Source organism: Micromonospora sp. URMC 103, assembly GCF_051386435.1.
Classification (GTDB): domain Bacteria; phylum Actinomycetota; class Actinomycetes; order Mycobacteriales; family Micromonosporaceae; genus Micromonospora.
Window position 1 is genome coordinate 1,931,624 of record NZ_JBPQTR010000004.1, and the last position, 24,187, is coordinate 1,955,810.

The 24,187-nt window shown below is 73.7% G+C and carries 26 protein-coding genes; 17 read left to right on the forward strand and 9 right to left on the reverse strand.

The features are described 5' to 3' along the window. Nucleotides 1-204: 204 nt before the first annotated feature. The 4 genes from ACSNOA_RS12540 (at nucleotide 205) to ACSNOA_RS12555 (ending at nucleotide 1,739) form a co-directional block, all read left to right on the forward strand. The gene (locus ACSNOA_RS12540; RefSeq protein WP_436658154.1) at nucleotides 205-639 is read left to right on the forward strand and encodes a phage holin family protein; all 435 of its coding nucleotides are present in this window, start codon (nucleotides 205-207) and stop codon (nucleotides 637-639) included. Further along, nucleotides 636-977, forward strand: coding sequence for a DUF3618 domain-containing protein (locus ACSNOA_RS12545; protein ID WP_436658155.1), 342 nt, complete (start codon nucleotides 636-638; stop codon nucleotides 975-977). The genes ACSNOA_RS12540 and ACSNOA_RS12545 overlap by 4 nt, the downstream gene beginning before the upstream one ends. Nucleotides 978-1,009: 32 nt before the next feature. After that, entirely contained in the window at nucleotides 1,010-1,246 is a 237-nt protein-coding gene (locus ACSNOA_RS12550) for a DUF4235 domain-containing protein (RefSeq protein ID WP_436658391.1), read from the forward strand. A 289-nt stretch (nucleotides 1,247-1,535) separates the two neighbouring features. Further along, nucleotides 1,536-1,739 (forward strand): cold-shock protein, encoded by a 204-nt coding sequence (locus tag ACSNOA_RS12555; RefSeq protein ID WP_011905669.1) that lies wholly within the window; start codon nucleotides 1,536-1,538, stop codon nucleotides 1,737-1,739. A gap of 110 nt (nucleotides 1,740-1,849) precedes the next feature. Here ACSNOA_RS12555 and ACSNOA_RS12560 read toward each other — a convergent pair whose 3' ends face one another. Both ACSNOA_RS12560 and ACSNOA_RS12565 read right to left on the reverse strand, forming a co-directional pair. Further along, the gene (locus ACSNOA_RS12560) at nucleotides 1,850-2,047 is read right to left on the reverse strand and encodes a hypothetical protein (RefSeq protein WP_436658156.1); all 198 of its coding nucleotides are present in this window, start codon (nucleotides 2,045-2,047) and stop codon (nucleotides 1,850-1,852) included. A gap of 79 nt (nucleotides 2,048-2,126) precedes the next feature. Continuing rightward, a complete protein-coding gene (locus ACSNOA_RS12565) occupies nucleotides 2,127-3,110 on the reverse strand; it encodes an aldo/keto reductase (protein WP_436658157.1) in 984 nt (327 codons plus the stop codon). An 82-nt stretch (nucleotides 3,111-3,192) separates the two neighbouring features. Here ACSNOA_RS12565 and ACSNOA_RS12570 point away from each other — a divergent pair, with 82 nt between their 5' ends. Then, nucleotides 3,193-3,987, forward strand: a complete 795-nt coding sequence (locus ACSNOA_RS12570) for a trans-aconitate 2-methyltransferase (RefSeq protein WP_436658158.1) — start codon at nucleotides 3,193-3,195, stop codon at nucleotides 3,985-3,987. Beyond that, complete coding sequence (locus ACSNOA_RS12575) at nucleotides 3,984-5,009, forward strand: adenosine deaminase (RefSeq protein ID WP_436658159.1); 1,026 nt, start codon at nucleotides 3,984-3,986, stop codon at nucleotides 5,007-5,009. Before ACSNOA_RS12570 ends, ACSNOA_RS12575 begins: the two co-directional genes overlap by 4 nt. Before the next feature lie 219 nt (nucleotides 5,010-5,228). Here ACSNOA_RS12575 and ACSNOA_RS12580 read toward each other — a convergent pair whose 3' ends face one another. Next, the gene (locus ACSNOA_RS12580) at nucleotides 5,229-6,653 is read right to left on the reverse strand and encodes a HAMP domain-containing sensor histidine kinase (protein ID WP_436658392.1); all 1,425 of its coding nucleotides are present in this window, start codon (nucleotides 6,651-6,653) and stop codon (nucleotides 5,229-5,231) included. Nucleotides 6,654-6,661: 8 nt separating this feature from the next. Further along, complete coding sequence (locus tag ACSNOA_RS12585; protein ID WP_120777481.1) at nucleotides 6,662-7,351, reverse strand: response regulator transcription factor; 690 nt, start codon at nucleotides 7,349-7,351, stop codon at nucleotides 6,662-6,664. A gap of 73 nt (nucleotides 7,352-7,424) precedes the next feature. On the opposite strand from ACSNOA_RS12585, the gene ACSNOA_RS12590 reads away from it, so the two are divergent. Next, on the forward strand, nucleotides 7,425-8,345 hold the full coding sequence (locus tag ACSNOA_RS12590) for an ADP-ribosylglycohydrolase family protein (protein WP_436658160.1): 921 nt from the start codon (nucleotides 7,425-7,427) through the stop codon (nucleotides 8,343-8,345). A gap of 52 nt (nucleotides 8,346-8,397) precedes the next feature. On the opposite strand, the gene ACSNOA_RS12595 is transcribed toward ACSNOA_RS12590, so the two are convergent. Beyond that, on the reverse strand, nucleotides 8,398-9,237 hold the full coding sequence (locus ACSNOA_RS12595; RefSeq protein WP_436658161.1) for a YcnI family protein: 840 nt from the start codon (nucleotides 9,235-9,237) through the stop codon (nucleotides 8,398-8,400). Nucleotides 9,238-9,440: 203 nt separating this feature from the next. On the opposite strand from ACSNOA_RS12595, the gene thrS reads away from it, so the two are divergent. Continuing rightward, a complete protein-coding gene (thrS, locus tag ACSNOA_RS12600; RefSeq protein ID WP_436658162.1) occupies nucleotides 9,441-11,450 on the forward strand; it encodes a threonine--tRNA ligase in 2,010 nt (669 codons plus the stop codon). A gap of 173 nt (nucleotides 11,451-11,623) precedes the next feature. Here the strand turns inward: thrS and ACSNOA_RS12605 are convergent, their stop codons facing one another. Further along, a complete protein-coding gene (locus tag ACSNOA_RS12605; protein ID WP_436658163.1) occupies nucleotides 11,624-12,361 on the reverse strand; it encodes a D-Ala-D-Ala carboxypeptidase family metallohydrolase in 738 nt (245 codons plus the stop codon). Between the two features lie 211 nt (nucleotides 12,362-12,572). On the opposite strand from ACSNOA_RS12605, the gene ACSNOA_RS12610 reads away from it, so the two are divergent. Further along, nucleotides 12,573-13,085: an HIT family protein gene (locus ACSNOA_RS12610; protein ID WP_436658393.1), complete on the forward strand. Its 513-nt coding sequence runs from the start codon at nucleotides 12,573-12,575 to the stop codon at nucleotides 13,083-13,085. A gap of 64 nt (nucleotides 13,086-13,149) precedes the next feature. On the opposite strand, the gene ACSNOA_RS12615 is transcribed toward ACSNOA_RS12610, so the two are convergent. Further along, the gene (locus ACSNOA_RS12615) at nucleotides 13,150-13,632 is read right to left on the reverse strand and encodes a hypothetical protein (protein ID WP_436658165.1); all 483 of its coding nucleotides are present in this window, start codon (nucleotides 13,630-13,632) and stop codon (nucleotides 13,150-13,152) included. Between the two features lie 247 nt (nucleotides 13,633-13,879). Between ACSNOA_RS12615 and ACSNOA_RS12620 the strand changes: the two genes are divergently transcribed. Further along, nucleotides 13,880-14,938 (forward strand): aldo/keto reductase, encoded by a 1,059-nt coding sequence (locus ACSNOA_RS12620; protein WP_436658166.1) that lies wholly within the window; start codon nucleotides 13,880-13,882, stop codon nucleotides 14,936-14,938. A 164-nt stretch (nucleotides 14,939-15,102) separates the two neighbouring features. Here the strand turns inward: ACSNOA_RS12620 and ACSNOA_RS12625 are convergent, their stop codons facing one another. Continuing rightward, the gene (locus ACSNOA_RS12625; protein ID WP_436658167.1) at nucleotides 15,103-17,265 is read right to left on the reverse strand and encodes an elongation factor G-like protein EF-G2; all 2,163 of its coding nucleotides are present in this window, start codon (nucleotides 17,263-17,265) and stop codon (nucleotides 15,103-15,105) included. Between the two features lie 252 nt (nucleotides 17,266-17,517). Here ACSNOA_RS12625 and pgsA point away from each other — a divergent pair, with 252 nt between their 5' ends. The 7 genes from pgsA (at nucleotide 17,518) to ACSNOA_RS12660 (ending at nucleotide 23,541) form a co-directional block, all read left to right on the forward strand. Next, nucleotides 17,518-18,150, forward strand: a complete 633-nt coding sequence (pgsA, locus tag ACSNOA_RS12630; protein ID WP_436658169.1) for a phosphatidylinositol phosphate synthase — start codon at nucleotides 17,518-17,520, stop codon at nucleotides 18,148-18,150. Continuing rightward, a complete protein-coding gene (locus ACSNOA_RS12635) occupies nucleotides 18,147-19,055 on the forward strand; it encodes a phosphatidylinositol mannoside acyltransferase (protein WP_436658171.1) in 909 nt (302 codons plus the stop codon). The genes pgsA and ACSNOA_RS12635 overlap by 4 nt, the downstream gene beginning before the upstream one ends. 1 nt (nucleotide 19,056) lies before the next feature. Next, nucleotides 19,057-20,217: a glycosyltransferase family 4 protein gene (locus ACSNOA_RS12640; RefSeq protein WP_436658172.1), complete on the forward strand. Its 1,161-nt coding sequence runs from the start codon at nucleotides 19,057-19,059 to the stop codon at nucleotides 20,215-20,217. 100 nt (nucleotides 20,218-20,317) lie between these two features. Continuing rightward, entirely contained in the window at nucleotides 20,318-20,821 is a 504-nt protein-coding gene (locus tag ACSNOA_RS12645; RefSeq protein ID WP_436658173.1) for a hypothetical protein, read from the forward strand. Nucleotides 20,822-20,945: 124 nt separating this feature from the next. Then, entirely contained in the window at nucleotides 20,946-21,863 is a 918-nt protein-coding gene (pdxS, locus tag ACSNOA_RS12650; protein WP_436658174.1) for a pyridoxal 5'-phosphate synthase lyase subunit PdxS, read from the forward strand. A 40-nt stretch (nucleotides 21,864-21,903) separates the two neighbouring features. Next, entirely contained in the window at nucleotides 21,904-22,512 is a 609-nt protein-coding gene (pdxT, locus tag ACSNOA_RS12655) for a pyridoxal 5'-phosphate synthase glutaminase subunit PdxT (RefSeq protein ID WP_436658175.1), read from the forward strand. 279 nt (nucleotides 22,513-22,791) lie between these two features. Next, nucleotides 22,792-23,541 carry a YebC/PmpR family DNA-binding transcriptional regulator gene (locus ACSNOA_RS12660; RefSeq protein WP_189196256.1) on the forward strand — a complete coding sequence of 250 codons (750 nt, stop codon included), beginning with the start codon at nucleotides 22,792-22,794 and terminating at the stop codon, nucleotides 23,539-23,541. An 82-nt stretch (nucleotides 23,542-23,623) separates the two neighbouring features. Here ACSNOA_RS12660 and ACSNOA_RS12665 read toward each other — a convergent pair whose 3' ends face one another. Continuing rightward, complete coding sequence (locus ACSNOA_RS12665) at nucleotides 23,624-24,025, reverse strand: hypothetical protein (protein WP_436658176.1); 402 nt, start codon at nucleotides 24,023-24,025, stop codon at nucleotides 23,624-23,626. Between the last annotated feature and the right edge of the window lie 162 nt (nucleotides 24,026-24,187).

Sequence of the window (24,187 nt, forward strand, 5' to 3'; positions counted from 1 at the left end):
CGTGTCCTGCCGGCCGGTGGCGGCGTTCTCTGTTCCGGGGGCCGGAGCGGCCGCTGCGATGACTCGCCCGATCCGGGAGGTTTGACCGGCCTGTTCCGGGGGACGTGCTGCCGGACGTCTCTCCGCAGGTCCGGCGGACCACGCAGAGGATTGACGAGCGGCGACTCCGGGCATACAGCGCGGTGATGACGAAAGGAGGACAGCATGGCTGACGTGGCGAACGCCCGCACATCCCGCAACGGGAGCGAGCCCTCCACCGCCGAGCTGGTGCAGCGGGCCACCGAGCAGATCTCCCGCCTGGTGCGGGACGAGCTCGCGCTGGCCCGGGCGGAGTTGACCCGCAAGGGCAAGCACGCCGGGATCGGCATCGGCCTCTTCGGCGGCGGCGGGGCACTGGCGTTCTACGGCCTCGGTGCGCTGGTCGTCACCGCCATTCTGCTGCTGGACCTGGTGCTACCGGCGTGGGCCGCCGCACTGCTGATCGCGGTCGGCCTGTTCCTGCTCGCCGGCATCCTGGCGCTGGTCGGCAAGCAGCAGGTCAGCCGCGCGGTCCCGCCCATTCCGGAGGCGACCGTCCGCAGCGTACGGGCGGACGTGGACACCGTCGCGGCCGCGGTGAAGGACAGGGGACGGTCATGACGGGCAACGGCCGCGGCGACACCGAGGCGCTGCGGGAGGAGATCCGGCGCACCCGGGTCGAGCTCGGCGAGACGATGGAGCTGTTGGCCGCCAAGGCCGACGTGAAGGCCCGCCTCAAGGAGTCGGCCGACCAGGCCCGGCAGCGGATGCGGGCCCAGGCCGCGCACACCATCGCCCGGGTGCGCGGCCAGGCCGCGGAGATGGCCGGGCTGGCCCGCGCCGACATGTCGCAGCAGAGCGAGCTCGTCCGACGCAACCCGGCGCCGTGGGCGGCCGTCGCGGCCGGGGCCGTCGCTACGATGATCGTGCTGCTGATCGTTCGAGGGAGGCGCAGGTGAGCAAGGCCATCAACCGGGCCGCCTACAAGCCGATGGGCGTACTGCTGGGTATCGCCGCCGGTGCACTCGCGGGCGCGATCTTCCGGCAGGTCTGGAAGGTGACCGCCGGGGATGGCGAGGCGCCCAACGCCACCGACGAGGACCGCGGCTGGGGCGAGATCCTGGCGGCCGCCGCGTTGCAGGGCGCGATCTTCTCGGTCGTCCGGGCCGCGGTCGACCGGGGTGGCGCGGTCGGCGTACGACGGCTCACCGGCCGCTGGCCGGACTGACGGACGTGCCTGCCGGGCCCCCTTGCCGCATCGACGGTAAGGGGGCCTTTCGCACGGTCGGGGACCAGCCACCCAGAGGATCTCATGCATCCGTCAGGTCACATGTCGGAGAATTTCGTCGGGTAGGCTGTGCAGAGTTTTTGCGTACGTGGTTTGCTGTTCCCCGCTGTTGAGAGATGGCGTGGGTTGAGAGAAGTCTCCTTCACCGGGGGCCGCCTCAGGCGCCGCTGCTCGAAAACGGCCAATCGGCCGCAGCGTGCTCGGCCGCCAGTTTTAGAAGGAGATACACATGGCGCAGGGAACCGTGAAGTGGTTCAACGCTGACAAGGGCTTCGGCTTCATCACCGTCGACGGCGGGGGTGCTGACGTGTTCGTCCACTTCTCGGCCATCCAGACCAGCGGCTACCGCACGCTGGAGGAGAACCAGCGGGTGGAGTTCGAGATCGCTCAGGGGCAGAAGGGCCCGCAGGCTGAGCAGGTCCGCCCCCTCTGAGCAGTGCCGGCCGGCGGCCCGCCGGCCACCGGGCTGATCCACCTCCGGATCAACAATGGAGCCCCGTATCCCGCCCGGGATGCGGGGCTTTCCGTTTGCCCGACAACCGGTCAGGGACGCCGGCGGCGGGTACGCAACCCGACGCCGAGCGTCACCAGGCCGGCCAGCGACACCACCGGGCCGACCACCACCCAGATCCGCTGGCCGGTCATCACGCTGCCCTCGACGAAGCCCAGCCCCTGGACCGTCCAGACGGCACCGACCACCACGGCCAGCAGGCCGAGCGTGAGCAGGAACCAGCCCCTCACGGCGTACCCCCTTCGCGGCGCCCCGGACCTCCAGCATGGCCCGACCGGCGCGCCGCGGCGAGGACCCGGGGCGGGCGGGTCACCACCGGTCGTGCACCCGCGGGCGGATCAGCTCGTCGTAGACCTCGCGGACGGCGGTCAGCTCCTGCGGCGTGAGCGGCGGCAGGTCCGCGGCCGCGACGTTGCCCCGGGCCTGCCCGGCGTCCCGCGCGCCGGGGATCACGACGGTCACACCGGGCTGGTCCAGCACCCAGCGCAGCGCGAACTGCGCCATCGTGCGGCCCGGACCGACCAGTGGCGACAGTCGGCGTACGGCCGCGAGCCCCAGGTCGAAGTCGACGCCGGAGAACGTCTCGCCGACGTCGAAGGCCTCACCGTGACGGTTGAAGGTGCGGTGGTCGTCCGCCGGGAAGGTGGTGTGCTCGTCGTAGCGGCCGGAGAGCAGGCCGCTGGCCAGCGGCACCCGGGCGATGATGCCCACGCCGGCCGCCGCGGCGGCGGGCAGGACGCGGTCGAGGGGCTTGTGCCGCAGCGCGTTGAGGATGATCTGGACGCTCGCCACGCCGGGCCGGGCGATCGCGGTGAGCGCCTGGTCGGTGGTTTCGACGCTCACCCCGTACCCGGCGATCGCCTTCTCGGCGACCAGTGTGTCGAGCGCGTCGAAGACGGCGTCGTCGGCGAAGACGGCGGTGGGCGGGCAGTGCAGCTGGACGAGGTCCAGGGTGTCCACGCCGAGGTTCGCGCGGGACCGGTCAATCCACTCGCGGAAGTGGGCGAGGGTGTACCCCTCCGGCCGTTGCTCGACCCGTCGGCCCATCTTGGTGGCCACGGTGAGGCCGGCGCCGGGGCGGGAGCGCAGGAAGCGGCCGATGAGCTGCTCGCTGCGGCCGTCGCCGTACACGTCGGCGGTGTCGAGAAAGGTCACTCCGGCGTCCACGGCGGCGGCCAGGACCGCCATGGCGTCGTCCTCGGTGACCGTGCCCCAGTCGGCGCCGAGCTGCCAGGCGCCGAGGCCCATGACGCCGACGGTCCGCCCGAGGCGGGCAAAGGTGCGCTGCTCCATGACAGCGAGCCTAGACCCGCTTGCGAGCGCGGTCCGACGCCCGTACGGTAAACAAAACGAACGTACGGTTTGGGAGGCGGTCATGTGGGATCCGGCCACATACCTGCGTTACGACGACGAGCGGTCCCGGCCGTTCCACGACCTGGTGGCCCGCGTCGCGGCCGGAACCCCGCGCACGGTGGTCGACCTCGGCTGCGGGCCCGGCCAGCTCACCGCCACGCTCGCCGCACGGTGGCCGGCCAGCCGGCTCGTGGGGCTCGACTCCTCGCCGGAGATGATCGCGCGAGCCGTCGCGCTGGGCGCGCCGGTCGAGTTCGCCGTCGGTGACGTACGCGACTGGCGGCCCACCCCGGACGTCGACGTGGTGGTGACCAACGCCGTGCTCCAGTGGGTGCCCGAGCACCGGGAGCTGCTGCGGCGCTGGGCCCGGGAGCTGCCGTCCGGCGCCTGGCTCGCCATGCAGGTGCCGGGGAACTTCGACGCGCCGTCGCACCGGGCGCTGCGGGAGGTCGCGGGCCGGCCCGCGTGGCGCGCCGACCTCCTGCCGCTGCTGCGCGAGGCCCCCGTCGACGACCCGGCCGGGTACGCGACGCTGCTGACCGACGCGGGCTGCGCCGTGGACGCCTGGGAGACTACGTACGTGCACCTGCTCCCGGCCGACGCCGGCGCCGCGCACCCCGTGCTCCGCTGGATGGAGGGGACCGCGCTGCGCCCGGTCCGCGCCACGCTGGACGGGGCGCGGTGGGCCGACTTCCGGGCCGAGCTGGAGGTACGCCTCGCCGAGGCGTACCCGGCCCGGGACGGCCAGGTGTACTTCCCGTTCCGCCGCGTCTTCGTGGTCGCCCGCACCGGCGCCCGTGCCGAGGAGAACCTGTGACCGACCTGTCCACCTTCATCGCCGGACTGCCCAAGGTGGAGCTGCACGTGCACCACGTGGGCTCCGCGTCGCCCCGGATCGTCGCCGAACTGGCCGCCCGCCACGAGGGGCGGACCCCGGTGCCGGCCGACCCGGCGGCGCTGGCCGACTACTTCGAGTTCCGCGACTTCGCCCACTTCATCGAGGTGTACCTCAGCGTCGTGGACCTGATCCGCGACCAGGAGGACGTCTGGATCCTCACCCACGAGGTGGCCCGGGAGCTGGCCCGTCAGCAGGTCCGGTACGCGGAGCTGACCATCACCCCCTACTCCCACGTCCGGCGGGGCATTCCCGCACCGGCGTTCTGCGAGGCGATCGAGGACGCCCGCAAGCGCGCCGAGGCCGACTTCGGCATCGAGCTGCGCTGGTGCTTCGACATCCCGGGCGAGGCCGGCCTCGCCTCGGCCGAGGAGACGCTGCGCATCGCGCTGGAGGAACACCCCGACGGGCTTGTCAGCTTCGGCCTGGGCGGGCCGGAGATCGGCGTGCCGCGGCCGCAGTTCAAGCCGTACTTCGACCAGGCGCGGGCGGCGGGGCTGCGCTCGGTGCCGCACGCCGGCGAGACCACCGGCCCGCAGACCGTCTGGGACGCGCTGCGCGACCTCGGGGCGGAGCGGATCGGGCACGGCATCGCGGCCGCGGACGACCCCGAGCTGATGGCGTACCTGGCCGAGCGGCGGATCGCCCTCGAGGTCTGCCCCACCTCGAACGTCCGTACGCGCGCCGTGGCCAGCCTCGACGAGCACCCGCTGCCGCGACTGGTCGAGGCCGGCGTGCTCGTCACCGTCAACTCCGACGACCCGCCGATGTTCGGCACCACCTTGAACGACGAGTACGCGGTGGCCGCCCGGCTGCTCGGCGTGGGCCCGGAGGGGATCGCGGCGCTGGCCCGGGACGCGGTGAACGCCTCGTTCCTCGACCCGGCGGGCAAGGAGCGCATCGTCGCGGAGATCGACGCGTACCTGGCCGCCGCCCGGAGCTGACCCGCGGGGTCGAAGGGGGTGGGCGCGCGGCGGGAGCTGGTGTGGGGGGACCGATCTCCCGCCGCGCGCACGGCCCCACCGGTGAATGGATACTTCGGTGCGCTCACCGGTGGAACTGATGGGTTCGTGCCTAGATCCTCCCAGTCGCCCGGCCGGGCGGCCGCGCCGTTAATCCGGATCTAAGGAAGACTTGCGCCGGGCCACAACCGGGCGCCGGATTCAGCGGTCGCCGGGGCGCTGCCGGGGCCAGCGGCGGCCGGCGCCCTTCTGCTCGCGGGCCTCCCGCGCCATCCGCCCGACCAGGCCGAACCGGTTGACCGGCCGGGGCGTCGCGTCCGGGTCGGCGAGCAGCATCACGACGCTCGCCCCGCCCATGCGGGCGCGGTCGATGCTCACCGACCCGCTGGCCTGCAGGGCGACCCGCTTCGCGATGTCCAGCCCGAGGCCGGTGGAACCCTGGTCGCTGGCGCCGCGGCGCAACGCCCGGTCCGGGTCGGCGATGCCGGGGCCCGCGTCGTCGATGCGGATCGCCACGTACCCGTCCCGGCGGGACACGGCGACCTCGAACGCGGTGCCCTGGGGGGTGTAGCGGAACACGTTGCCGATCACGGCATCCAGCGCGGCCGCCAGCTCGGCGCGGGGCACCGGCGCCGGGATGCGCAGCTGCGCCCCGACCACCCGGTGCGGCCGTTGCTGGTCGCCGGCGAGCGCCGACCAGAACACCATCCGGTCCCGGACCACCTCGCTGACGTCGCAGGTCGCCGGCCCGGTGTCGTGGGTGACCGCCTTGCGGGTCGTCTTGATGAGGACGTCGACCTCGCCCTCGAGCGTGACGATCGCCTGCCGGATCCGCCGGATCCCGCGCCGGCGGTCCAGCTCGGCCTCGCTGAACGTGCCGATGCTCGTGTCGTCGGACTCCAGCGCCTCCGCGTCGAGGCGGAGCGCCGTCAACGGCGTACGCAGCCGGTGCGACAGGTCGGCGACCAGCTCGCGTTCGTCGGCGCGGGCGGCCACGAGGCTCTCGGCCATCCGGTTGAACGCGTGCCCGGCCTCGGCCAGCTCGCGCGGCCCGCTCGGCTCCACCCGGACCGCGAGGTCGCCCTCGCCGATCGCGAGCGCCCCCTGGACGAGCCCGCGGGTGGCGTCCACCGTCCGGGTGGCGACCCGGTCGACCACCACGACCGCCGCGCCCACCAGGACCGCGGCGACCGCCCCGAGCAGCAGCCAGCGGGTGCTGCCGCCCGCTCCCAGGACGGCGTCGGGCACGAAGACCTCGACCACCGCCACCCGGTCGCCGAGCACCACGGGGTCCAGCCGGACCACGCCACCGTCCACGTCCGCGACGACGGAACGCCGCTCCGCCCGCGCCCGGTCGAGGTCGGCGCCGGCGGCCCGGCCGGCGCCCGCGTCGACGTCGAGGCCGTGGACCACCGGACGCGCGCCGCCGTCGCCACCGCTGGCCGCCACCGCCCGCTCGATCACCGCCGGCTCGGTGCTGACCGCGAGCGCGCCGGTGACCAGCGCGCTGCGCCGCGCCGCGTCGGCGATCGCTTCCTCACGCGTACGGTCGCCGAGGCTGAGCGCGAGCGGGACGAGGAAGGCGAGCGCCACCACGGCGCAGACGCCGGCCGTGAGGCGCGCCAGCGAACCCCTCAGTCCGGCGCCACCAGCCGGAAGCCGACCCCCCGCACGGTGCGCAGGTAGCGCGGCTTCGCCGCGGACTCGCCCATTTTGCGGCGTAACCAGTACAGGTGAACGTCGATGGTCTGATCCTCGCCGACCGATGGCTGCCGCCATACCTCCTCCAAGAGCTCCCGGCGGGACACTACCCGCCCGGGACGTGCGGCGAGATACGCCAACAGGTCGAATTCCTTGCGGGTCAGCGCCAGGGGCTCCCCGTCGAGGTGGGCGCTGCGCTCCCCGACGTCCACCCGGAGGCCGCCGACCACGTGGACGGCCGGCTGGACGGCGCGGCTGGCCCGGCCGGCCCGGCGCAGCACCGTCGTGATCCGGGCGTCGAGGTGGGCGCCCGTGAACGGCTTCACCATGTAGTCGTCGGCGCCCGCGCGCAGCAGGCGTACGACCGACTGCTCGTCGTCGCGGGCGGTGGCGATGATGATCGGGACGTCGGTGATGCCGCGCAGCATCCGCAGCGCGTCCGAACCGTCCAGGTCGGGCAGGCCGAGGTCGAGCACCACGAGGTCCGGGGTCTCGGCGGCCACCCGGCGCAGCGCGTCCAGCGCCGTGCCGACGGCGTGCACCGCGTGCCCCCGGTCGGCGAGGGATCGCAGCATCGCGCCGCGTACGACGTGATCGTCTTCGACCAGGAGGACGGTGGCCACCCCAAGACGGTACTTGGCGTGGCAAGTTGATCGCGTTGCGGTGCACCGGGGAACCGGGCAAGCTGGTACGACGATGTCCTTCACGCTCTTCGCCGACGCCCGCCTGGCGCTCGCCCGGGACAGCCTCGCGGGCCTCTCCGTCGGCGACGCGCTCGGCTCCCAGTACTTCGTACCGGGCCGGCACCCGGCCGACCTGGCCGCCGGGTCGCTCCCGCCGCCGCCGTGGGAGTGGACCGACGACACCGAGATGGCGTGTTCCGTGGTGGCCGAGCTGGCCGAGTCGGGCCGGGTCGACCGGGACCGGCTGGCGCTCGCCTTCGCCGACCGCGCCGAGCCCTACCGGGGGTACGGGCCGGGGGCCGTCACGATCCTGCGACTCATCCGCACCGGCACCCCCTGGCCGGTCGCCGCGGCGTCCGCGTTCGACGGGCAGGGCTCCTGCGGCAACGGCGCGGCCATGCGGGTGGCGCCCCTCGGGGCGTACTTCGCCGACTCGCCCACCCGGGCGGCACTCGAGGCGCGCGCGTCGGCGGAGGTGACCCACGCGCACCCGGAGGGGATCGCCGGGGCGGTGGCGGTGGCCGTGGCCGCCGCGACGGCCGCCCGGGGCCGGCTCGACGGGGACCGGCCGGCGGCCGACCGTCTCCTCGCGGGGGTGGCGGGCGCGGTGGACCCGGCGAGCGAGGTGCACCGGCGCGTACGCCGGGCGGCCGAGCTGCTCGGTCACCCGCTGCCACGGGTGGTCGCGGCGCTCGGCAACGGCTCCCGGGTGACCGCGCAGGACACCGTGGGCTTCACGCTCTGGGTGGCCGCCACCCACCTGCACGACTACCCGGCCGCGATCCGGGAGTGCGTGGCCGCGGGCGGGGACGTGGACACGACGGCCGCCATCGTGGGCGGGATCGTGGCCGCGTACACCGGCGTGGGCACCCCTGGCGGGGTCCCGACCGACTGGCTCACCGCCCGCGAACCCCTACCCACCTGGACCCCCTGACCACCCGCCCCCGGCTCTGGCCCGGCCCCCGCCCGGCGCGTCGATCATGAAGTTATTGCCCCCGGCCACGGCGTGTCGCGGCAACAACTTCATGATCAACAGTGTCGGCGGTGGCGGTGGCGGTGGCGGTGGCGGTGGTGGGGGAGCGGCGGCGCCAGCGGCTCGCGAGCCAGCCGATGGCCGCCCCGCCGCCGAGCCCGGCGAGCAGGCCCGCGGCCAGCAGGGCGTCCGCGTTCCCGCCGCCGGCCGCGTCTCCGGCCAACGGGCCGGCGTCGGCCGCCGGGCCTGCGGGGGCGCCGGCGTCCGCCGCACCCGGGGCGCCACCGTGACCCGCGTGGCCGGCCGCCGCACCCGCCGGACCGGCGGCCGGCAGCAGGGTGAGTACGGGCGCCGGGTGCGACCCGGCCGGCCCGGTCCACCGCACCACGGTGCCGTCGACGTACGTCTGGATCACCGGGAAGGCGATCCGGTCGGTGTCGGGCAGCGGGCCCATGGACAGCGACAGCCGGGCCGGGCCGGGCTCCGCCTCGCCCACCCGGATCCAGGTCACCGCGGTGGTGGCCGTGCTCACCCCGGACGCGTGGAGGCCGGCCACCGGCGTTGCCAACGTGCGGGAGCTGATCCGGGGCGCCCAGCCGGGCACCGACATCGGGTACACCTCGGCGATCGGGGAGTCCGGCGGCAACTGGACCTCGATCTGGCGCGTCCGCGTGCCGGGCCGCTCCTCGGGCACCACGAACTCCAGCCGTACGGCGTCGCCCCGCCGGGCCTCGCTCGGTGTGGTCGTCACCCCGGCCGCGTACGCGGTGCCGGGCCAGCCCAGCACCGCGGCCCCGACCAGGGCGACGACCCCTCCCACTCGGCGTCGACGGTCGCCTCGGGTTCTCGCCATGTCGCGTCCCCATCCGTGTCCACGGGGCCGGCACCGGTCTCCGGCCGCACCGGGTAGTTCGGCTTCCGGGCGCGAAAGGTTCAACGGCGGCGGGACGCGTCTCCGTGGCCGAGGCGTCGGCGGTCGGGGCGGCGAGGGCGACCGATAGCATCGGCGGGGGCCGCACCGGCCCGCTCGTGCCGTCTTTCTCGTGAGGAGTCACCGTGTCCGCACCCCGTACCCCCGCCGTGGCCGACCCCGTCGTCGTCGCCGCCGGGACGACGGCGGCCGACGCGGTGGCCGCGGCGGAGCTGCCCCTGACCGGCCCGAAGGCGATCGTGGTGGTTCGCGACCGCGAGGGCGCGCTGCACGACCTGGACTGGCGGCCGGCGGCCGACACCGAGGTCGAGCCGGTCGCCATCGACTCGCCGGACGGGCTGAACGTGCTGCGCCACTCCACGGCGCACGTGCTCGCCCAGGCCGTCCAGGACGTCTTCCCCGAGGCCAAGCTCGGCATCGGGCCGCCCATCGAGAACGGCTTCTACTACGACTTCGCCGTGGACAAGCCGTTCCAGCCGGACGACCTCGCGAAGCTCGAGAAGCGGATGCAGGAGATCATCAAGTCCGGGCAGCGGTTCCGGCGGCGCCGGTTCGGCAGCCTGGACGAGGCGCGGGCCGAGCTGGCCGCCGAGCCGTTCAAGCTGGAGCTCATCGACGTCAAGGGGGAGGGGCTCGACTCCTCCGAGGTGATGGAGGTGGGCGGCGGCGAGCTGACCATCTACGACAACCTCGCGGCGAACGAGGAGAAGGTCTGCTGGTCGGACCTCTGCCGCGGGCCGCACCTGCCGAACACCCGGCTCATCGGTGCGTTCAAGCTGATGCGCTCGGCGGCCGCGTACTGGCGCGGATCGGAGAAGAACCCGCAGCTCCAGCGGGTCTACGGCACCGCGTGGCCGACGCGGGACGAGCTGAAGGCGTACCTGAAGCTGCTGGAGGAGGCCGCCCGGCGCGACCACCGCAAGCTCGGCGTGGACCTCGACCTGTTCAGCTTCCCCGACGAGATCGGCTCGGGCCTCGCGGTCTTCCATCCCAAGGGCGGCATCATCCGCCGGGAGATGGAGAACTACTCGCGCCGCCGGCACGAGGACGCGGGCTACGAGTTCGTGAACACGCCGCACATCACGAAGGGGCACCTCTTCGAGACCTCGGGTCACCTGCCCTACTACGCGGACACCATGTTCCCGCCCATGCAGCTCGAGGGCGCGGAGTACTTCCTCAAGCCGATGAACTGCCCGATGCACAACCTGGTCTTCAAGGCGCGCGGGCGGTCCTACCGGGAGCTGCCGCTGCGGCTGTTCGAGTTCGGCACCGTCTACCGGTACGAGAAGTCCGGCGTGGTGCACGGCCTGACCCGGGTACGCGGCCTCACCATGGACGACTCGCACATCTACTGCACCCGGGAGCAGATGGCCGGCGAGCTGGTCACCCTGCTCACCTTCGTGCTCGACCTGCTGCGGGACTACGGCCTCGACGACTTCTACCTGGAGCTGTCCACCCGGGACGACTCGCCGAAGTTCATCGGCGCGGACGAGGACTGGGCGGAGGCCACCGAGGCGCTGCGCAGCGCCGCCGAGCAGTCGGGCCTCGAACTGGTGCCCGACCCGGGCGGGGCGGCCTTCTACGGGCCGAAGATCTCGGTGCAGGCCAAGGACGCCATCGGGCGGACCTGGCAGATGTCGACGATCCAGGTCGACTTCAACCAGCCGGCGCGGTTCGGGCTGGAGTACCAGGCCGCCGACGGCACCCGGCAGCGGCCCGTGATGATCCACCGGGCGCTGTTCGGCTCGATCGAGCGTTTCTTCGGTGTGCTCACCGAGCACTACGCGGGCGCGTTCCCGGCCTGGCTCGCCCCGGTGCAGGTGGTGGGCATCCCGATCCGCGAGGACCACACCGACTACCTGCACGGCTTCGTGGCGGCGCTGCGGGCCGAGGGCATCCGCGCGCAGGTCGACGCGGGTGACGACCGGATGCAGAAGAAGATCCGCACCGCGCAGCAGCAGAAGATCCCGTTCATGGTGATCGCCGGTGACGACGACGTCGCGGCGGGCACCGTGTCGTTCCGCTACCGCGACGGCTCCCAGCGCAACGGGGTGCCGATCCCGGAGGCCGTGGCGCACGTTCTCGACGTGGTGGGCTCCCGCACCAACTCCGGCCCGTCCGCCGCCGCCGAGTAGCCGCCCGGCGGTCGGCCGCGACCGCCGGTCGGGCCGGCCGGCGGTCGTGGCCGCCCGGTCGTGGCCGTCCGGGTCATGATCGCGCACGATCCGTGAAGTAGTGGCCTCCGCGACGCGGGGAGGCCACTACTTCCGTGTTCGGGCACGATCACCGGCGCCGGGCCGGCGGCGGGTCAGATGCCGCAGTTCGGCGCCGACCAGGTCCGGCTCGACTTGTGCGCGACGTGGGTGTGGTCGTTGTGGTCCGGGTACCCGGGGCCGAGGATCTCGTTGAAGCCGTGGTTGCGGGCCTGCTGGGCGAGCCGGCACAGGGAGTGCGGCCCCGCCCCGAGGTCCACGGCGTCGCCGTAGAGGTGCCGGCTGGTCGACGACCCGCCGACCGCGTTGTTGCAGGCGTAGCTGCGGAAGGCGCTGGTCACGACGATCTGCTGGTCACCGAGCGCGTGCCGCATGGCCTGGAGTTTCCACATGGCCACCCGGGCGTTGTAGCGGGCCGTGCTCGCCGACACCGCGCCGCCGGACCAGTCGCTGTTGCAGTCGTTGAGTTCGGCGTAGCTGAAGTTGACCGGGGTGCAGTCGTCGTCCTGCAGGGCGTAGATCTTGGTGAACGTCTGCGGGCCGGCGATGCCGTCCGCCGACAGCCCGTACGCCTGCTGGAAGCGCTGCACGGCCGCCCGCGTGGCCGGCCCGTACGCGCCGTCGATGGTGAGCACCGCCCCGTAGCCCGGGTATCCGGAGACCCGGATCTGCAACTGCCGGACGTCCTCGCCGGTCATCCCGTCCGACAGGGTGCGCCCCCAGGTGTAACAGCCGTCGGCGTGCGCCGCGCTGCTGGTGACGGTGATGCCGACCACGGAGCTGACGACGGTCAGCGCGAGGGCCGCGAGAAAGGTGCCGATGCGTCGGAACACAGAAGCCTCCATCGCTTCATGGAAGTACATGAATGAATAGAAGTTTCAGCTTCGGACGTTGGCCCGTCAACAACTTCCATTTGACGCGTTCCTGAACAGCCGACATTCCGGTCGCGGGAAGCGCGCCCCGTGGCAGCCGTCGCCGGCGCCCGGGCGGGTCCGTAGGATCGCCTGCGTGGATGGGGCGGAACGGCACACGGACAGCGGTGGGATGGCCGACGGCCTGGAGCGGCTCTGGACACCGCACCGGATGACCTACATCTCCGGCGAGGACCGCCCCGCCGAGGGCTACGAGAAGCCGACCGGCTGCCCGTTCTGCCGCGCCCCGAAGCTGCCCCCGGACGAGAGCCTCGTGGTGGCGCGCGGCGAGAGCGTCTACGCGGTGCTCAACCTCTACCCGTACAACCCGGGCCACCTGCTGGTCTGCCCGTACCGGCACGTGGCCGACTACACCGAGCTGGACGGCCCGGAGACCGCCGAGCTGGCCGCGTTCACCCAGACCGCCATGCGCGTCGTACGCAAGGTCAGCAACGCGCACGGCTTCAACCTCGGCATGAACCAGGGCGGGGTGGCCGGGGCCGGCATCGCCGCCCACCTGCACCAGCACGTGGTGCCGCGCTGGGGTGGCGACGCCAACTTCATGCCGGTCATCGGGCGGACCAAGGTTCTCCCGCAGTTGCTCACCGACACCCGCGACCTGCTGGCCCGCGCCTGGCCGTCCTGACCGGCGGGTCTCCACCCGCCGCCGCGACCGGCCTCCGCGCCCCGCGACGCGTCCGCGCCGCCGGTCAGGTGCGGCGCAGCGCGCTCACGACTTCCGGCCAGCTCCCGACCCGGTGTACGCCCGCCAGGTGCGCGGCGTGCGCGGCCACCTCGGCGGGCCGGCCGCGGAACAGGTAGCGGTGCGGAACCGTCTCCAGGTAGCCGAGCACCTCGAGCCTGTCGTCGACGAAATGGGTCAGCCCGAGCCGGCGGGCGATGGGCGCCTTCGCCGCACGGGTGCGGCAGAAGTGCAGCCGGTCCACCGGTATGCCCGTGCGGTCGTGGAACCCGTGGTGGGCGAGCCACTCGCGGGTCCGCCGCTCGGTGTCCTCGCCGCACTTGCTCACGAGGTGCACCTCGTCGACGTCGGCGGCCAGCGTGGCGAGCGCCTCGAACGCCCCGGCCACCTGAGGCGTACGCAGATAGTGCGCGCCGAAGAACGACGTGTCCGCGTCGTCGTCCGCCGGTTCGATGATCACGCCGCCGATGTCCACCCCGAGCCGCCGCACGGCTCGATCATGCCCCACCGGCCGGAACCCGCCCCGCACCGTCCCCCGCGCCCGTCCCCCCCCCCCCCCCCCCCCCGGGGCGGGAGTCCGCGCGGTGATCATGAAGTTATTGCTGGGACACGCCGTGCCTTCGGGCAATAACTTCATGATCACCGGTGCGAGGGGCGGGAAGGGGGCGGGGGGGCGGGGAGGGCGTGGGTCCCGGCGTTGTTGCGGTTGAGCGGACTCGAGGTGGCACGATCGGCCGATGGCAGTCATGACGCGGACGTTGGGGCGCAGCGGCATCGAGGTCAGTGGCCTGGGCATGGGGTGCTGGGCCATCGGCGGCCCGTGGGCGGAGGGGAGCCAGCCGCTGGGCTGGGGCGCCGTCGACGACGACGAGTCGGTACGGGCCGTACGCCGTGCTCTCGACCTGGGCGTCACGCTGTTCGACACCGCCGACACGTACGGGGCGGGGCACAGTGAGCGGGTGCTCGGCCGCGCTCTCGCCGGCCGCCGGGACGAGGCCGTGATCGCCACGAAGTGGGGCTACACGTTCGACGAGGCGACCCGACAGGCCACCGGCGAGGACGCCTCGCCCGCGTACCTGCGCCGGGCCGTCACCGCCTCCCTGCGCCGCCTGGACACCGACCGGATCGACCTGTACCAGCTGCACCTCGCCGACCTGCCGCTGCCCCGGGCCGAGGCGCTGATCGGCACACTGGAGGACCTCGTCGCCGAGGGGCTGATCCGGTCGTACGGCTGGAGCACCGACCGCCCCGACCGGGCCGCCGCCTTCGCCCACGACGCGGCCGGGGCGACCGCCGTGCAGCACGCCCTCTCCGTGCTCCGGGACGCTCCCGAGATGCTCGGGGTGTGCGAGAAGCACGACCTGGCCAGCGTCAACCGTGGGCCGCTCGCGATGGGGCTGCTGACCGGCAAGTACGCGGCCACGTCCACGCTGCCCCGCGACGACGTACGCGGTCTCGCCCCGGGCTGGCTCGAGTGGTTCCGCGGCGGGCGCCCGGCGCCGGAGTGGCTGCGCCGGGTCGCCGCCGTACGCGGGGCGCTGACCGCGGACGGGCGCACCCTGGCGCAGGGCGCGCTCGGCTGGATCTGGGCGCGCAGCGGCCGGACGATCCCGATCCCCGGTTGCCGCACCGTCGCGCAGGTGGAGGAGAACGCCGCGGCGCTTAACCGGGGGCCGCTGGCACCGGACCAGTTCGCCGAGGTGGAACGGCAGCTCGCGGCCCTGCGTGCCGCCGCACGGCGCGACGCCGACCACCCCCGCTGGCCCGCCCCGAAACTCCCCGCAACCCACCCCTGACCAAACCCGCCCCGCCACCCCGCCCCCCGCCCCCACCCCCCGCCTCGTCGATCATGCAGTTGTGGCTCCCCGCGAAAAGGGCGAGAGTGGAGACAACGGGCACCACAACTGCATGATCGACCGCGGGAGGGTGGGGCGCGGGTCGAGCGCGACGGGCGGGACCGTCAGCCGTGCGTCGCGTGCTCCTTGCGGATCTGGTCGGCGAGGTGCGCGGGCACGGGATCGTGGCGGACGAAGGCGCGCCGGAAGGTGCCGGTGCCGGCGGTCATCGACCGCAGCTCGACGGCGTAGCGGAGCAGCTCGGTGGCGGGCACCTCGGCGCGGACGAGGGTGCGCCCCTCGCCGTCCGGGTCCGGCTCCGTGCCGAGCACCCGGCCCCGCCGTCCGGAGAGGTCGCCCATCACGGCGCCGACCGCGGAGTCCGGGACCCGGATCGTCACCTCGTCGACGGGTTCCAGCAGGGTCGGCTGCCCCTTTTCGGCCGCGTCCCGCAGGGCGAGCGCGCCGGCGGTCTGGAAGGCGGCGTCGGAGGAGTCGACGCTGTGCGCCTTGCCGTCGAAGAGGGTGACGCGCAGGTCCACCACCGGGTAGCCGGCGACGAGGCCGCGCTCCATCTGCGCCCGTACGCCCTTCTCCACCGACGGGATGTAGTTGTGCGGGACGGCGCCGCCGACGACCCGGTCGACGAACTCGAAGCCGGCGCCGCGCGGCAGCGGCTCGACCTCGATGTCGCAGACGGCGTACTGGCCGTGGCCGCCGGACTGCTTGACGTGCCGGCCGTGCCCCCTGGCCCGGTTCGTGAACGTCTCCCGCAGCGCCACCCGCACCGGTTCGGTGTCCAGCTCGACGCCACCGGCGCGCAGCCGGTCCAGCACGACGTCGGCGTGGGCCTCGCCCATGCACCAGAGCACGAGCTGGTGGGTCTCCGCGTTGCGTTCGAGCCGCAGGGTCGGGTCGCCGGCCACCAGCCGGGCCAGGTTGCGGGCCAGGGCGTCCTCGTCGGACCGGCTCTTCGCCACGATGGCCACGGGCAGCAGCGGCTCGGGCATCTCCCACGGCGCGATGAGCAGCGGCTCGTCCTTGGCGGAGATCGTGTCGCCGGTCTCCGCGCTGCCCGACTTGGTGATGGCGCAGATGTCGCCCGCCACGCAGGCCGGCACCTCGCGCAGGGTCGCGCCCAGCGGGGTGTAGATGTGCCCCACCCGCTCGTCGGCGTCGTGGTCGGGGTGCCCGCGTTCGGCCATGCCGTGCCCGGAGACGTGCACGGTCTGCTCGGGGCGCAGGGTGCCGGAGAAGACCCGCACCAGGGAGACCCGCCCCACGTGCCGGTCGACGGTGGTCTTCACGACCTCGGCCACGAGGGGCCCGTCGGGGTCGCAGGTCAGCGGCGGGCGCGGCGTGCCGTCGACGCCGCTCACGGCGGGCAGGTCGTGCTCCAGCGGTGACGGGAACGCGGCGGTGAGCACCTCGAGCAGCGCGTCCAGGCCGACGCCGGTCTCGGCGCAGACCGGCACCACCGGGTAGAAGTGGCCGCGCGCCACGGCCTTCTCCAGGTCGTCGATGAGCACGTCGGTGCCGATCTCCTCGCCACCGAGGTAGCGGTCCATGAGCGACTCGTCCTCGCTCTCGGCGATGATCCCCTCGATCAGCTCGTTGCGGGACTCCGCGATGGCGGGCAGGTGCTCGGGGTCCGGTTCCCGGACGTCGGCGGGCAGCCCCGCGGTGTAGTCGAAGACGCGGCGCGTGATGAGCCCGAGCAGGCCGACGGTGGAGACGCCGTCGTCGCCGAGCATCGGCAGGTAGAGCGGGAGCACGTTGTCGCCGAAGACCCGCTGGCACAGCGCCACGGCCTCGTCGAAGTCGGCGCGGGGGTGGTCGAGCCGGGAGACCGCGACGGCCCGGGGCATGTCGACGGCGGCGCACTCCTCCCACAGCGCCGCGGTGGCCGCGTCCATCCCGTCGGTGGCGGAGACGACGAACAGCGCCGCGTCGGCGGCCCGCAGCCCGGCGCGCAACTCGCCCACGAAGTCGGCGTAACCGGGGGTGTCGAGGAGGTTGACCTTGACGCCGTCGTGCAGCAGCGGCGCGCACGCGAGGCTCACCGACCGCTGCTGGCGTACGGCGGCCGGGTCGTGGTCGCACACCGTGGTGCCCTCGGTGACCGTGCCGGCGCGACCGACCGTGCCGGTCGCCGCGAGCAGCGCCTCGACCAGCGTGGTCTTGCCCGCACCGGAGTGCCCGACGAGCACCACGTTGCGAACCCTGCCGGGCTCGGTCACCACCGGCGCGCCGCCGGTGACACCCTTCTCCTGACTTTTCTGCGCCATCGGGCGCACCTCCCTCAGCCGGTGGTGGTGGCGACCGCCGCGCGTGACGGGGAAGCGGCCCGGGGCGAGTGCGCGGCGATATCCTCCGGTGGACTGCTGCACAACGGGAACTCGGACGGGTGGGCGGGTGAGCTGGGTCACTCTCCTCACCCGATCTCACACCCGTTGCGGGGCGCGCACAAGCCTCCGCGCGGCCTCCACGCTGACCGGCCGTACCGCCGCACCTCCGGGGACCGTTATCGTGGGACCGCCATGGCGAAGATCTTCCAAGTGTCGGCCCGCGCGGGGATGACCCGTGTCGTCGAGCCGCTCGCGCGCGGCCTGCTTCGGGCGGGCGTCACCCCCAACGCGGTCACCGTGACCGGCACCGTCGGCGTGCTGGTCGGCGCCCTCGGCTTCGGCGCCCGCGGCCAGCTGGTCGCCGGCGCGCTGATCGTCACGGTCTTCGCGCTCACCGACCTGCTCGACGGCACGATGGCCCGGATGAGCGGCGGCTCGACCCGGTTCGGGGCGTTCCTCGACTCGAGCATGGACCGGGTCGCCGACAGCGCCGTCTTCGGCGCGGTCGCGTACTGGCTGGCAACGCAGGGCGACCACGCGGGCGTGGCGGCCGCGCTGCTCTGCCTGGCCGCCGGCAGCCTGGTCTCCTACGTGAAGGCCCGCGCCGAGGGGCTCGGCATGACCGCCAACGTGGGTGTCGCCGAGCGCACCGAGCGGCTGCTGATCGTGGGCGTCGGCGGCCTGCTCACCGGCCTGGGCGTCGACCTCGCGCTGCAGATCGCGCTGTGGCTGCTCGCCGCCGTGTCGATCTTCACGGTCGGGCAGCGCATGGTGCACGTGTACCGGCAGGCCCGCCAGCTCCCGCCACCGGGCGGAAACGGGTGAACCTCACCGAGCTCGGCTACGTCGCCGGCTGGCGGGTGGCCCGCGCGTTGCCGCGGCCCATCGTGGCCGCGGCGTTCCGGGCCGGGGCGGACCACGTCCACCGCCGGGGCGGCGGCGCCACGGCCCGACTGCGCGCCAACCTGCGCCGGGTGGTCGGACCGGACGTGCCCGAGGCGGAGCTGGACGAGCTGGTCCGTCGGGGCCTGCGCTCGTACGCCCGGTACTGGATGGAGGCGTTCCGGCTGCCCTCGCTCAACCGCGAGCAGATCCTGGCCGCCTTCCGGCTGGACGGCGAGGAGGAGCTGGCGGCAGCCGTGGCGGCCGGGCGGGGCGCCGTCGTCGCGTTGCCGCACGCCGGCAACTGGGATGCCGCGGGCGCCTGGGTGGCCGCGAACGGCTGGCCGATCACCACGGTCGCCGAGCGGCTGCCCGACGGCGTGTTCGAGCGTTTCGTCGTCTTCCGGGAGGCTCTCGGCATGGAGATCCTTCCCAACCGCGGCGGCCCACGGCCCGCGTTCGACGTGCTCGTCGACCGGCTGCGGGCCGGTGCCGTGGTGCCGCTGCTCGCCGACCGGGACCTCTCCGCCCGCGGCGTCGAGGTGGACTTCTTCGGCTCCCGGACCCGGATGCCGGCCGGGCCGGCCCTGCTGGCCCTGCGCACCGGTGCGCCCCTCTACGTGGCCTCCCTGTGGTTCGAGCCGGACCGGGCGTGCGCGTCCATCGAGGGCCCGGTGCCGGTGCCCGGCCCCGACGAGGGCCCGCTCGACCAGCGGGTCCGGGCGCTCACCCAGCGGATCGCCGACGAACTCGCGGTGGGCGTCGCCCGGCATCCAGAGGATTGGCACATGCTGCAACGGCTGTGGCTCGACCAGCGCCGCACCAAGACCGCGGACAGAGGGCGATGACGTGCGGATCGGCATCGTGTGCCCGTACTCCTTCGACGTCCCGGGCGGGGTGCAGAACCACGTCGTGGACCTCGCCGAGGCGCTGATCGCGCTCGGCCACGAGGTCAGCGTGCTCGCCCCCGCCGACGAGGACGCCCCGCTGCCCCCGTACGTGGTGCCGGCCGGCCGTGCGGTCCCGCTGCCCTACAACGGCTCGGTGGCCCGGATCGCCTTCGGCCCGGTCTCCACGGCCCGGGTCCGGCGGTGGATCACCCGCGGGGACTTCGACGTGCTGCACGTGCACGAGCCGCTGACGCTGAGCCTGTCGCTGCTCGCGGTCCTCTCTGCGCGGGGGCCCGTGGTGGCCACCTTCCACACGGCGATCACCCGGTCCCGCGCCCTCGCCGCCGCCCAGGGCGTGCTGCAGATCGTGCTGGAGCGCATCACCGCACGGATCGCGGTGAGCGCGCTGGCCCGCAAGGTGCAGGTCGAGCACCTGGACGGCGGCGCCGTGGAGATCCCCAACGGGGTGGCGGTGGCCCGGTTCGCGGGTGCCGAGCCGCTGCCCGGGTGGCCGGGGGAGTGCGGTCCCGGCTCCGGGGGGACGCTGGGCTTCCTGGGCCGGTTCACCGAGGCGCGCAAAGGGTTCCCGGTGCTCCGCGACGCGTTCGTCGAGCTGGCCCCGCGCCGCCCGGGGCTGCGGCTGCTGGTGGCCGGGCCGGGCGACCCCGAGGAGCTGTTCGGCCAGTTCCCGGCGGCGCTGCGCGACCGGGTGACCTTCCTGGGGATGGTGTCCGAACAGGACAAGCCGCGCATGCTGCGCAGCGTGCACCTGTACGTGGCGCCGAACACCGGCGGCGAGTCGTTCGGCATGATCCTCACCGAGGCGCTGGCCGCCGGCACCACGGTGGTGGCGAGCGACCTCGACGCGTTCCGCCGGGTGCTCGACGGCGGCCGGGCGGGGCGGCTCTTCCCGACCGGCGACCCGGCCGCGCTGCGCGACGCGGTGGTCGAGCTGCTCGACGACCCGGGGGCGCGGGCCGCGCTGACCGCCTGCGGTGACCAGGTGGTGTCCACGTTCGACTGGCCGGTGGTCGCCCGCCGGGTGCTGGAGGTGTACGCGGCGGCCATCGAGGCCACCGACGGGCGGGTCATGGACCAGGAGTGGGCGGGGCTGAGCTGACGACCGGCGCCCGCGTGTCGGCGCGGGTGCGAGAAGGGCTGCCGGCTGTCGGCGCCGTACGGTCGGCCGGGCCCCCGGACGGAAACGGAGCAGCACTACGATGCCGGGCATGTGGTGGGCGGTGGGTGCGGCCGTGGTCGTCGGGCTCGTCTCGGCGTACCTCGTCTGGACCGCCGGCCGGGTGCAGCGGCTGCACGCCCGCGCGGAGCTCGCGGCGCGCGCCCTCGACGCCCACCTGCTGCGCCGGGCGGCGGCCGCCGCGGTGCTCGCCGAGCGTCGCTACGGCGTCGAGCTGTACGCGGCGGCGCGGATCGCGCTCGACGCCCGCCCGGACGAGCGTGAGGCGGCCGAGAACGACCTGACCCGCCAGTTGCGGTCGGTGCAGTTGGACCCGGCCGATCCGGCCTGCGAGGCGGTGATCGCGGCCAGCCGGCGCCTCGCGCTGGCCCGGCAGGTGCACACCGACCTGGTCCGCGACGCGCGGGCGGCGCGGGGCCGTCCCCTGGTACGCCTGTTGCGGATGGGGCGCGGCCGGGAGTGGCCGCGCTACTTCGACATCGACGACCCCACCCTCACCGCCCCCGCCGACGTCCCCACGGGCTGACCGACCTGGCGTGACCGGTGGCACGGTGCAGGCCACCGGGGGTCTGATTGGCTGTCGGAGCGGCGTCGCACCGGACGTAGCATTCGGCTGTCACCCGCCGTGCACGTCCGAGGAGCGATGTCCCGTGCCCGAAACCGCCTCCCAGACCAGCAGCGCCGGCCCGCTCGTCGGCACCGCCCGCGTGAAGCGCGGCATGGCCGAGATGCTCAAGGGCGGCGTGATCATGGACGTGGTCACCCCCGAGCAGGCCAAGATCGCCGAGGACGCGGGCGCCGTCGCCGTCATGGCTCTCGAACGGGTGCCCGCGGACATCCGCGCCCAGGGCGGCGTGTCCCGGATGAGCGACCCGGACATGATCGACGGCATCATCAACGCCGTCTCGATCCCCGTGATGGCCAAGGCCCGCATCGGCCACTTCGTGGAGGCGCAGATCCTCCAGTCCCTCGGCGTGGACTACGTCGACGAGTCCGAGGTGCTGACCCCGGCCGACTACGAGAACCACATCGACAAGTGGGCCTTCACCGTCCCGTTCGTGTGCGGCGCCACCAACCTCGGGGAGGCGCTGCGCCGGATCACCGAGGGCGCCGCGATGATCCGCTCCAAGGGCGAGGCCGGCACGGGCGACGTCTCCAACGCGACCACCCACATGCGGAGGATCCGCCAGGAGATCCGCCGCCTCGGCGCGCTGCCCGCCGACCAGCTGTACGTGGCGGCCAAGGAGCTGCAGGCGCCGTACGAGCTGGTCAAGGAGGTCGCCGAGACCGGCAAGCTGCCGGTGGTGCTCTTCACGGCGGGCGGGATCGCCACCCCCGCCGACGCGGCCATGATGATGCAGCTCGGCGCCGAGGGCGTCTTCGTGGGCTCGGGCATCTTCAAGTCGGGCAACCCGGCCCAGCGGGCCGCGGCCATCGTCAAGGCGACGACGTTCCACGACGATCCGGACGTGCTGGCCAAGGTCTCGCGGGGCCTCGGCGAGGCGATGGTCGGCATCAACGTCGACGAGATCCCGCAGCCGCACCGCCTGGCCGAGCGCGGCTGGTGACGGCGCGGGGCGGCCGCCGGACGGGGGAGGCAGCGGCGCGATGACCGACGTACCCGTGATCGGGGTGCTCGCCCTCCAGGGCGACGTCCGCGAGCACGTCGCGGCGCTGGAGGCGGCCAGCGCGCAGGCGCGGCCCGTACGCCGTACGGAGGAGCTGGACGCCGTCGACGGCCTGGTCATTCCCGGGGGCGAGTCGACCACGATCAGCAAACTGGTCGACATCTTCGCGCTGCGCGAGCCCATCGACAAGCGGATCGCCGGCGGGATGCCGGTCTACGGCTCCTGCGCGGGCATGATCATGCTGGCCTCGGAGGTGCTCGGCGGCCGCCCGGACCAGCGTGGATTCGACGGCATCGCGATGACCGTCCGGCGCAACGCGTTCGGCCGGCAGGTCGATTCGTTCGAGGCGCCCGTGTCGATTACCGGCGTCGCGGGGGAGCCGTTCCACGCGGTGTTCATCCGGGCGCCGTGGGTCGAGCGGGTGGGCGACGGCGTCGAGGTGCTGGGGCGGGTGACCGACGGCCCGGCGGCCGGGCGGATCGTGGCGGTGCGGCAGGGCAACCTGGTGGCCACCTCGTTCCATCCGGAGCTGACCGGCGACCGGCGGCTGCACGGCTACTTCGTGGATCTCGTCCGCGCCGCGGCCTGACCGGCGCCGACACTCCGCTCGGGCATGTTTTCCGGGCGTCGGGCGTTGTGGGTGAGGTGCGCCCGGAAGCCCGGCGCCGTCCCCGGCTGTGACCGGGTGTGACATGTCGGGGCGTGGGCTCGGTAGGATTGCCGCGGTTCGGCAGGGCCATCGCCCGCGTGGCGTTTCCGCGGGAGCCGGCCGGCCGCCGGATCGCTGGATACGGCAACGGCCGCCGGGTGCGGCAATGATCGGCGTGGCAGTCGACGCAGGCGTGGGAACGACAGACGGAGGTAGCAGATGTCCGGCCACTCTAAGTGGGCGACCACCAAGCACAAGAAGGCCGTCATCGACGCCAAGCGCGGCAAGATGTTCGCCAAGCTGATCAAGAACGTCGAGGTGGCGGCGCGGACCGGCGGCGGCGACCCGGCCGGTAACCCGACCCTCTACGACGCCATCCAGAAGGCGAAGAAGAACTCGGTCCCCAACGACAACATCGACCGCGCCGTCAAGCGCGGCTCCGGCCTGGAAGCCGGCGGGGCCGACTACCAGACGATCATGTACGAGGGGTACGGCCCGAACGGCGTGGCCCTGCTGATCGAGTGCCTCACGGACAACCGCAACCGGGCGGCGACCGAGGTGCGCACCGCGCTCACCCGCAACGGCGGCTCGTTCGCCGACGCCGGCTCCGTGTCGTACATGTTCTCCCGCAAGGGCGTGGTGATCGTGCCCAAGGCGGGCACCACCGAGGACGACGTCATGATGGCCGTCCTCGACGCCGGCGCCGAGGAGGTCAACGACCTCGGTGAGGCGTTCGAGGTGGTCTCGGAGCCGACCGACCTGATCCCGGTGCGCACCGCCCTGCAGGACGCCGGCATCGAGTACGAGTCGGCCGAGTCCTCGCTGATCCCGAGCGTCAACGTCCCTCTGGACGAGGAGGGCGCTCGCAAGATCTTTAAGCTGATCGACGTGCTCGAGGACTGCGACGACGTGCAGAACGTCTACGCGAACTTCGACGTGAGCGACGAGGTCATGGCGGCCGTCGGCTGAGGCCGGCGGTCACACCGCCGAGCCGACCACGCGTCGGCTCGGCGGCGTCGTATCCGCGCCCGGCGTCGTCCCGCGCCGAGGGTCAGCCGCGTTCCGCGCGCTCGGAGATGGCCGGAAGCGCGCGTACGAACGAGGCGAAGCTCTTGTACGGCTCGCCGCTCAGGACCCGCGCGGCCAGCCCGAACGGGAACCCGGTCACGCCGAGCACCGCGACCGCCGGGGCGCCCGGTGACGTCTCGTGCTCGACCCACGCGCCTCCGTGGGCCCGCACGACCACCTCGCCGGTGTAGGCACCGGTCAACTGCCACCACAGGTCGAGACGCTCGTCGGTGAGCGGACCGTCGGCGAGCAGGTCGACGCACACCTCGTCGAGCGTCGACAGGCTCTCCGTCGACCAGTCCAGCCGGCGGCCGAACTGCCGGGACACCAGGTCGACGCACTCCTCGGCGAGGGCGTGCAGATACGTGGGGTCGTGGGCACTCATGGTCAGCTTTCCTCGCACGGATCATGCCGTCCTTCCGCGCGATTTCCGTCGGGCCGCGGACGCGATCCGCGCCGAGGGTGACCGGATCGCGCGCTGCTGGCGGCTCCGGATCGCCGACGTGGCGGTGTCCGGGCGCCCGGACACCGCCACGTCGGCGCAACG

Coding starts and splice junctions, on each gene's coding strand:
- ACSNOA_RS12540 (WP_436658154.1), top strand. CDS start 205: ATGGCTGACGTGGCGAACGCCCGCACATCCCGCAACGGGAGCGAGCCC.
- ACSNOA_RS12545 (WP_436658155.1), top strand. CDS start 636: ATGACGGGCAACGGCCGCGGCGACACCGAGGCGCTGCGGGAGGAGATC.
- ACSNOA_RS12550 (WP_436658391.1), top strand. CDS start 1,010: ATGGGCGTACTGCTGGGTATCGCCGCCGGTGCACTCGCGGGCGCGATC.
- ACSNOA_RS12555 (WP_011905669.1), top strand. CDS start 1,536: ATGGCGCAGGGAACCGTGAAGTGGTTCAACGCTGACAAGGGCTTCGGC.
- ACSNOA_RS12565 (WP_436658157.1), bottom strand. CDS start 3,110: ATGGAGCAGCGCACCTTTGCCCGCCTCGGGCGGACCGTCGGCGTCATG.
- ACSNOA_RS12570 (WP_436658158.1), top strand. CDS start 3,193: ATGTGGGATCCGGCCACATACCTGCGTTACGACGACGAGCGGTCCCGG.
- ACSNOA_RS12590 (WP_436658160.1), top strand. CDS start 7,425: ATGTCCTTCACGCTCTTCGCCGACGCCCGCCTGGCGCTCGCCCGGGAC.
- ACSNOA_RS12595 (WP_436658161.1), bottom strand. CDS start 9,237: ATGGCGAGAACCCGAGGCGACCGTCGACGCCGAGTGGGAGGGGTCGTC.
- ACSNOA_RS12610 (WP_436658393.1), top strand. CDS start 12,573: ATGGCCGACGGCCTGGAGCGGCTCTGGACACCGCACCGGATGACCTAC.
- ACSNOA_RS12620 (WP_436658166.1), top strand. CDS start 13,880: ATGGCAGTCATGACGCGGACGTTGGGGCGCAGCGGCATCGAGGTCAGT.
- ACSNOA_RS12625 (WP_436658167.1), bottom strand. CDS start 17,265: ATGGCGCAGAAAAGTCAGGAGAAGGGTGTCACCGGCGGCGCGCCGGTG.
- pgsA (WP_436658169.1), top strand. CDS start 17,518: ATGGCGAAGATCTTCCAAGTGTCGGCCCGCGCGGGGATGACCCGTGTC.
- ACSNOA_RS12645 (WP_436658173.1), top strand. CDS start 20,318: ATGCCGGGCATGTGGTGGGCGGTGGGTGCGGCCGTGGTCGTCGGGCTC.
- pdxT (WP_436658175.1), top strand. CDS start 21,904: ATGACCGACGTACCCGTGATCGGGGTGCTCGCCCTCCAGGGCGACGTC.
- ACSNOA_RS12660 (WP_189196256.1), top strand. CDS start 22,792: ATGTCCGGCCACTCTAAGTGGGCGACCACCAAGCACAAGAAGGCCGTC.
- ACSNOA_RS12665 (WP_436658176.1), bottom strand. CDS start 24,025: ATGAGTGCCCACGACCCCACGTATCTGCACGCCCTCGCCGAGGAGTGC.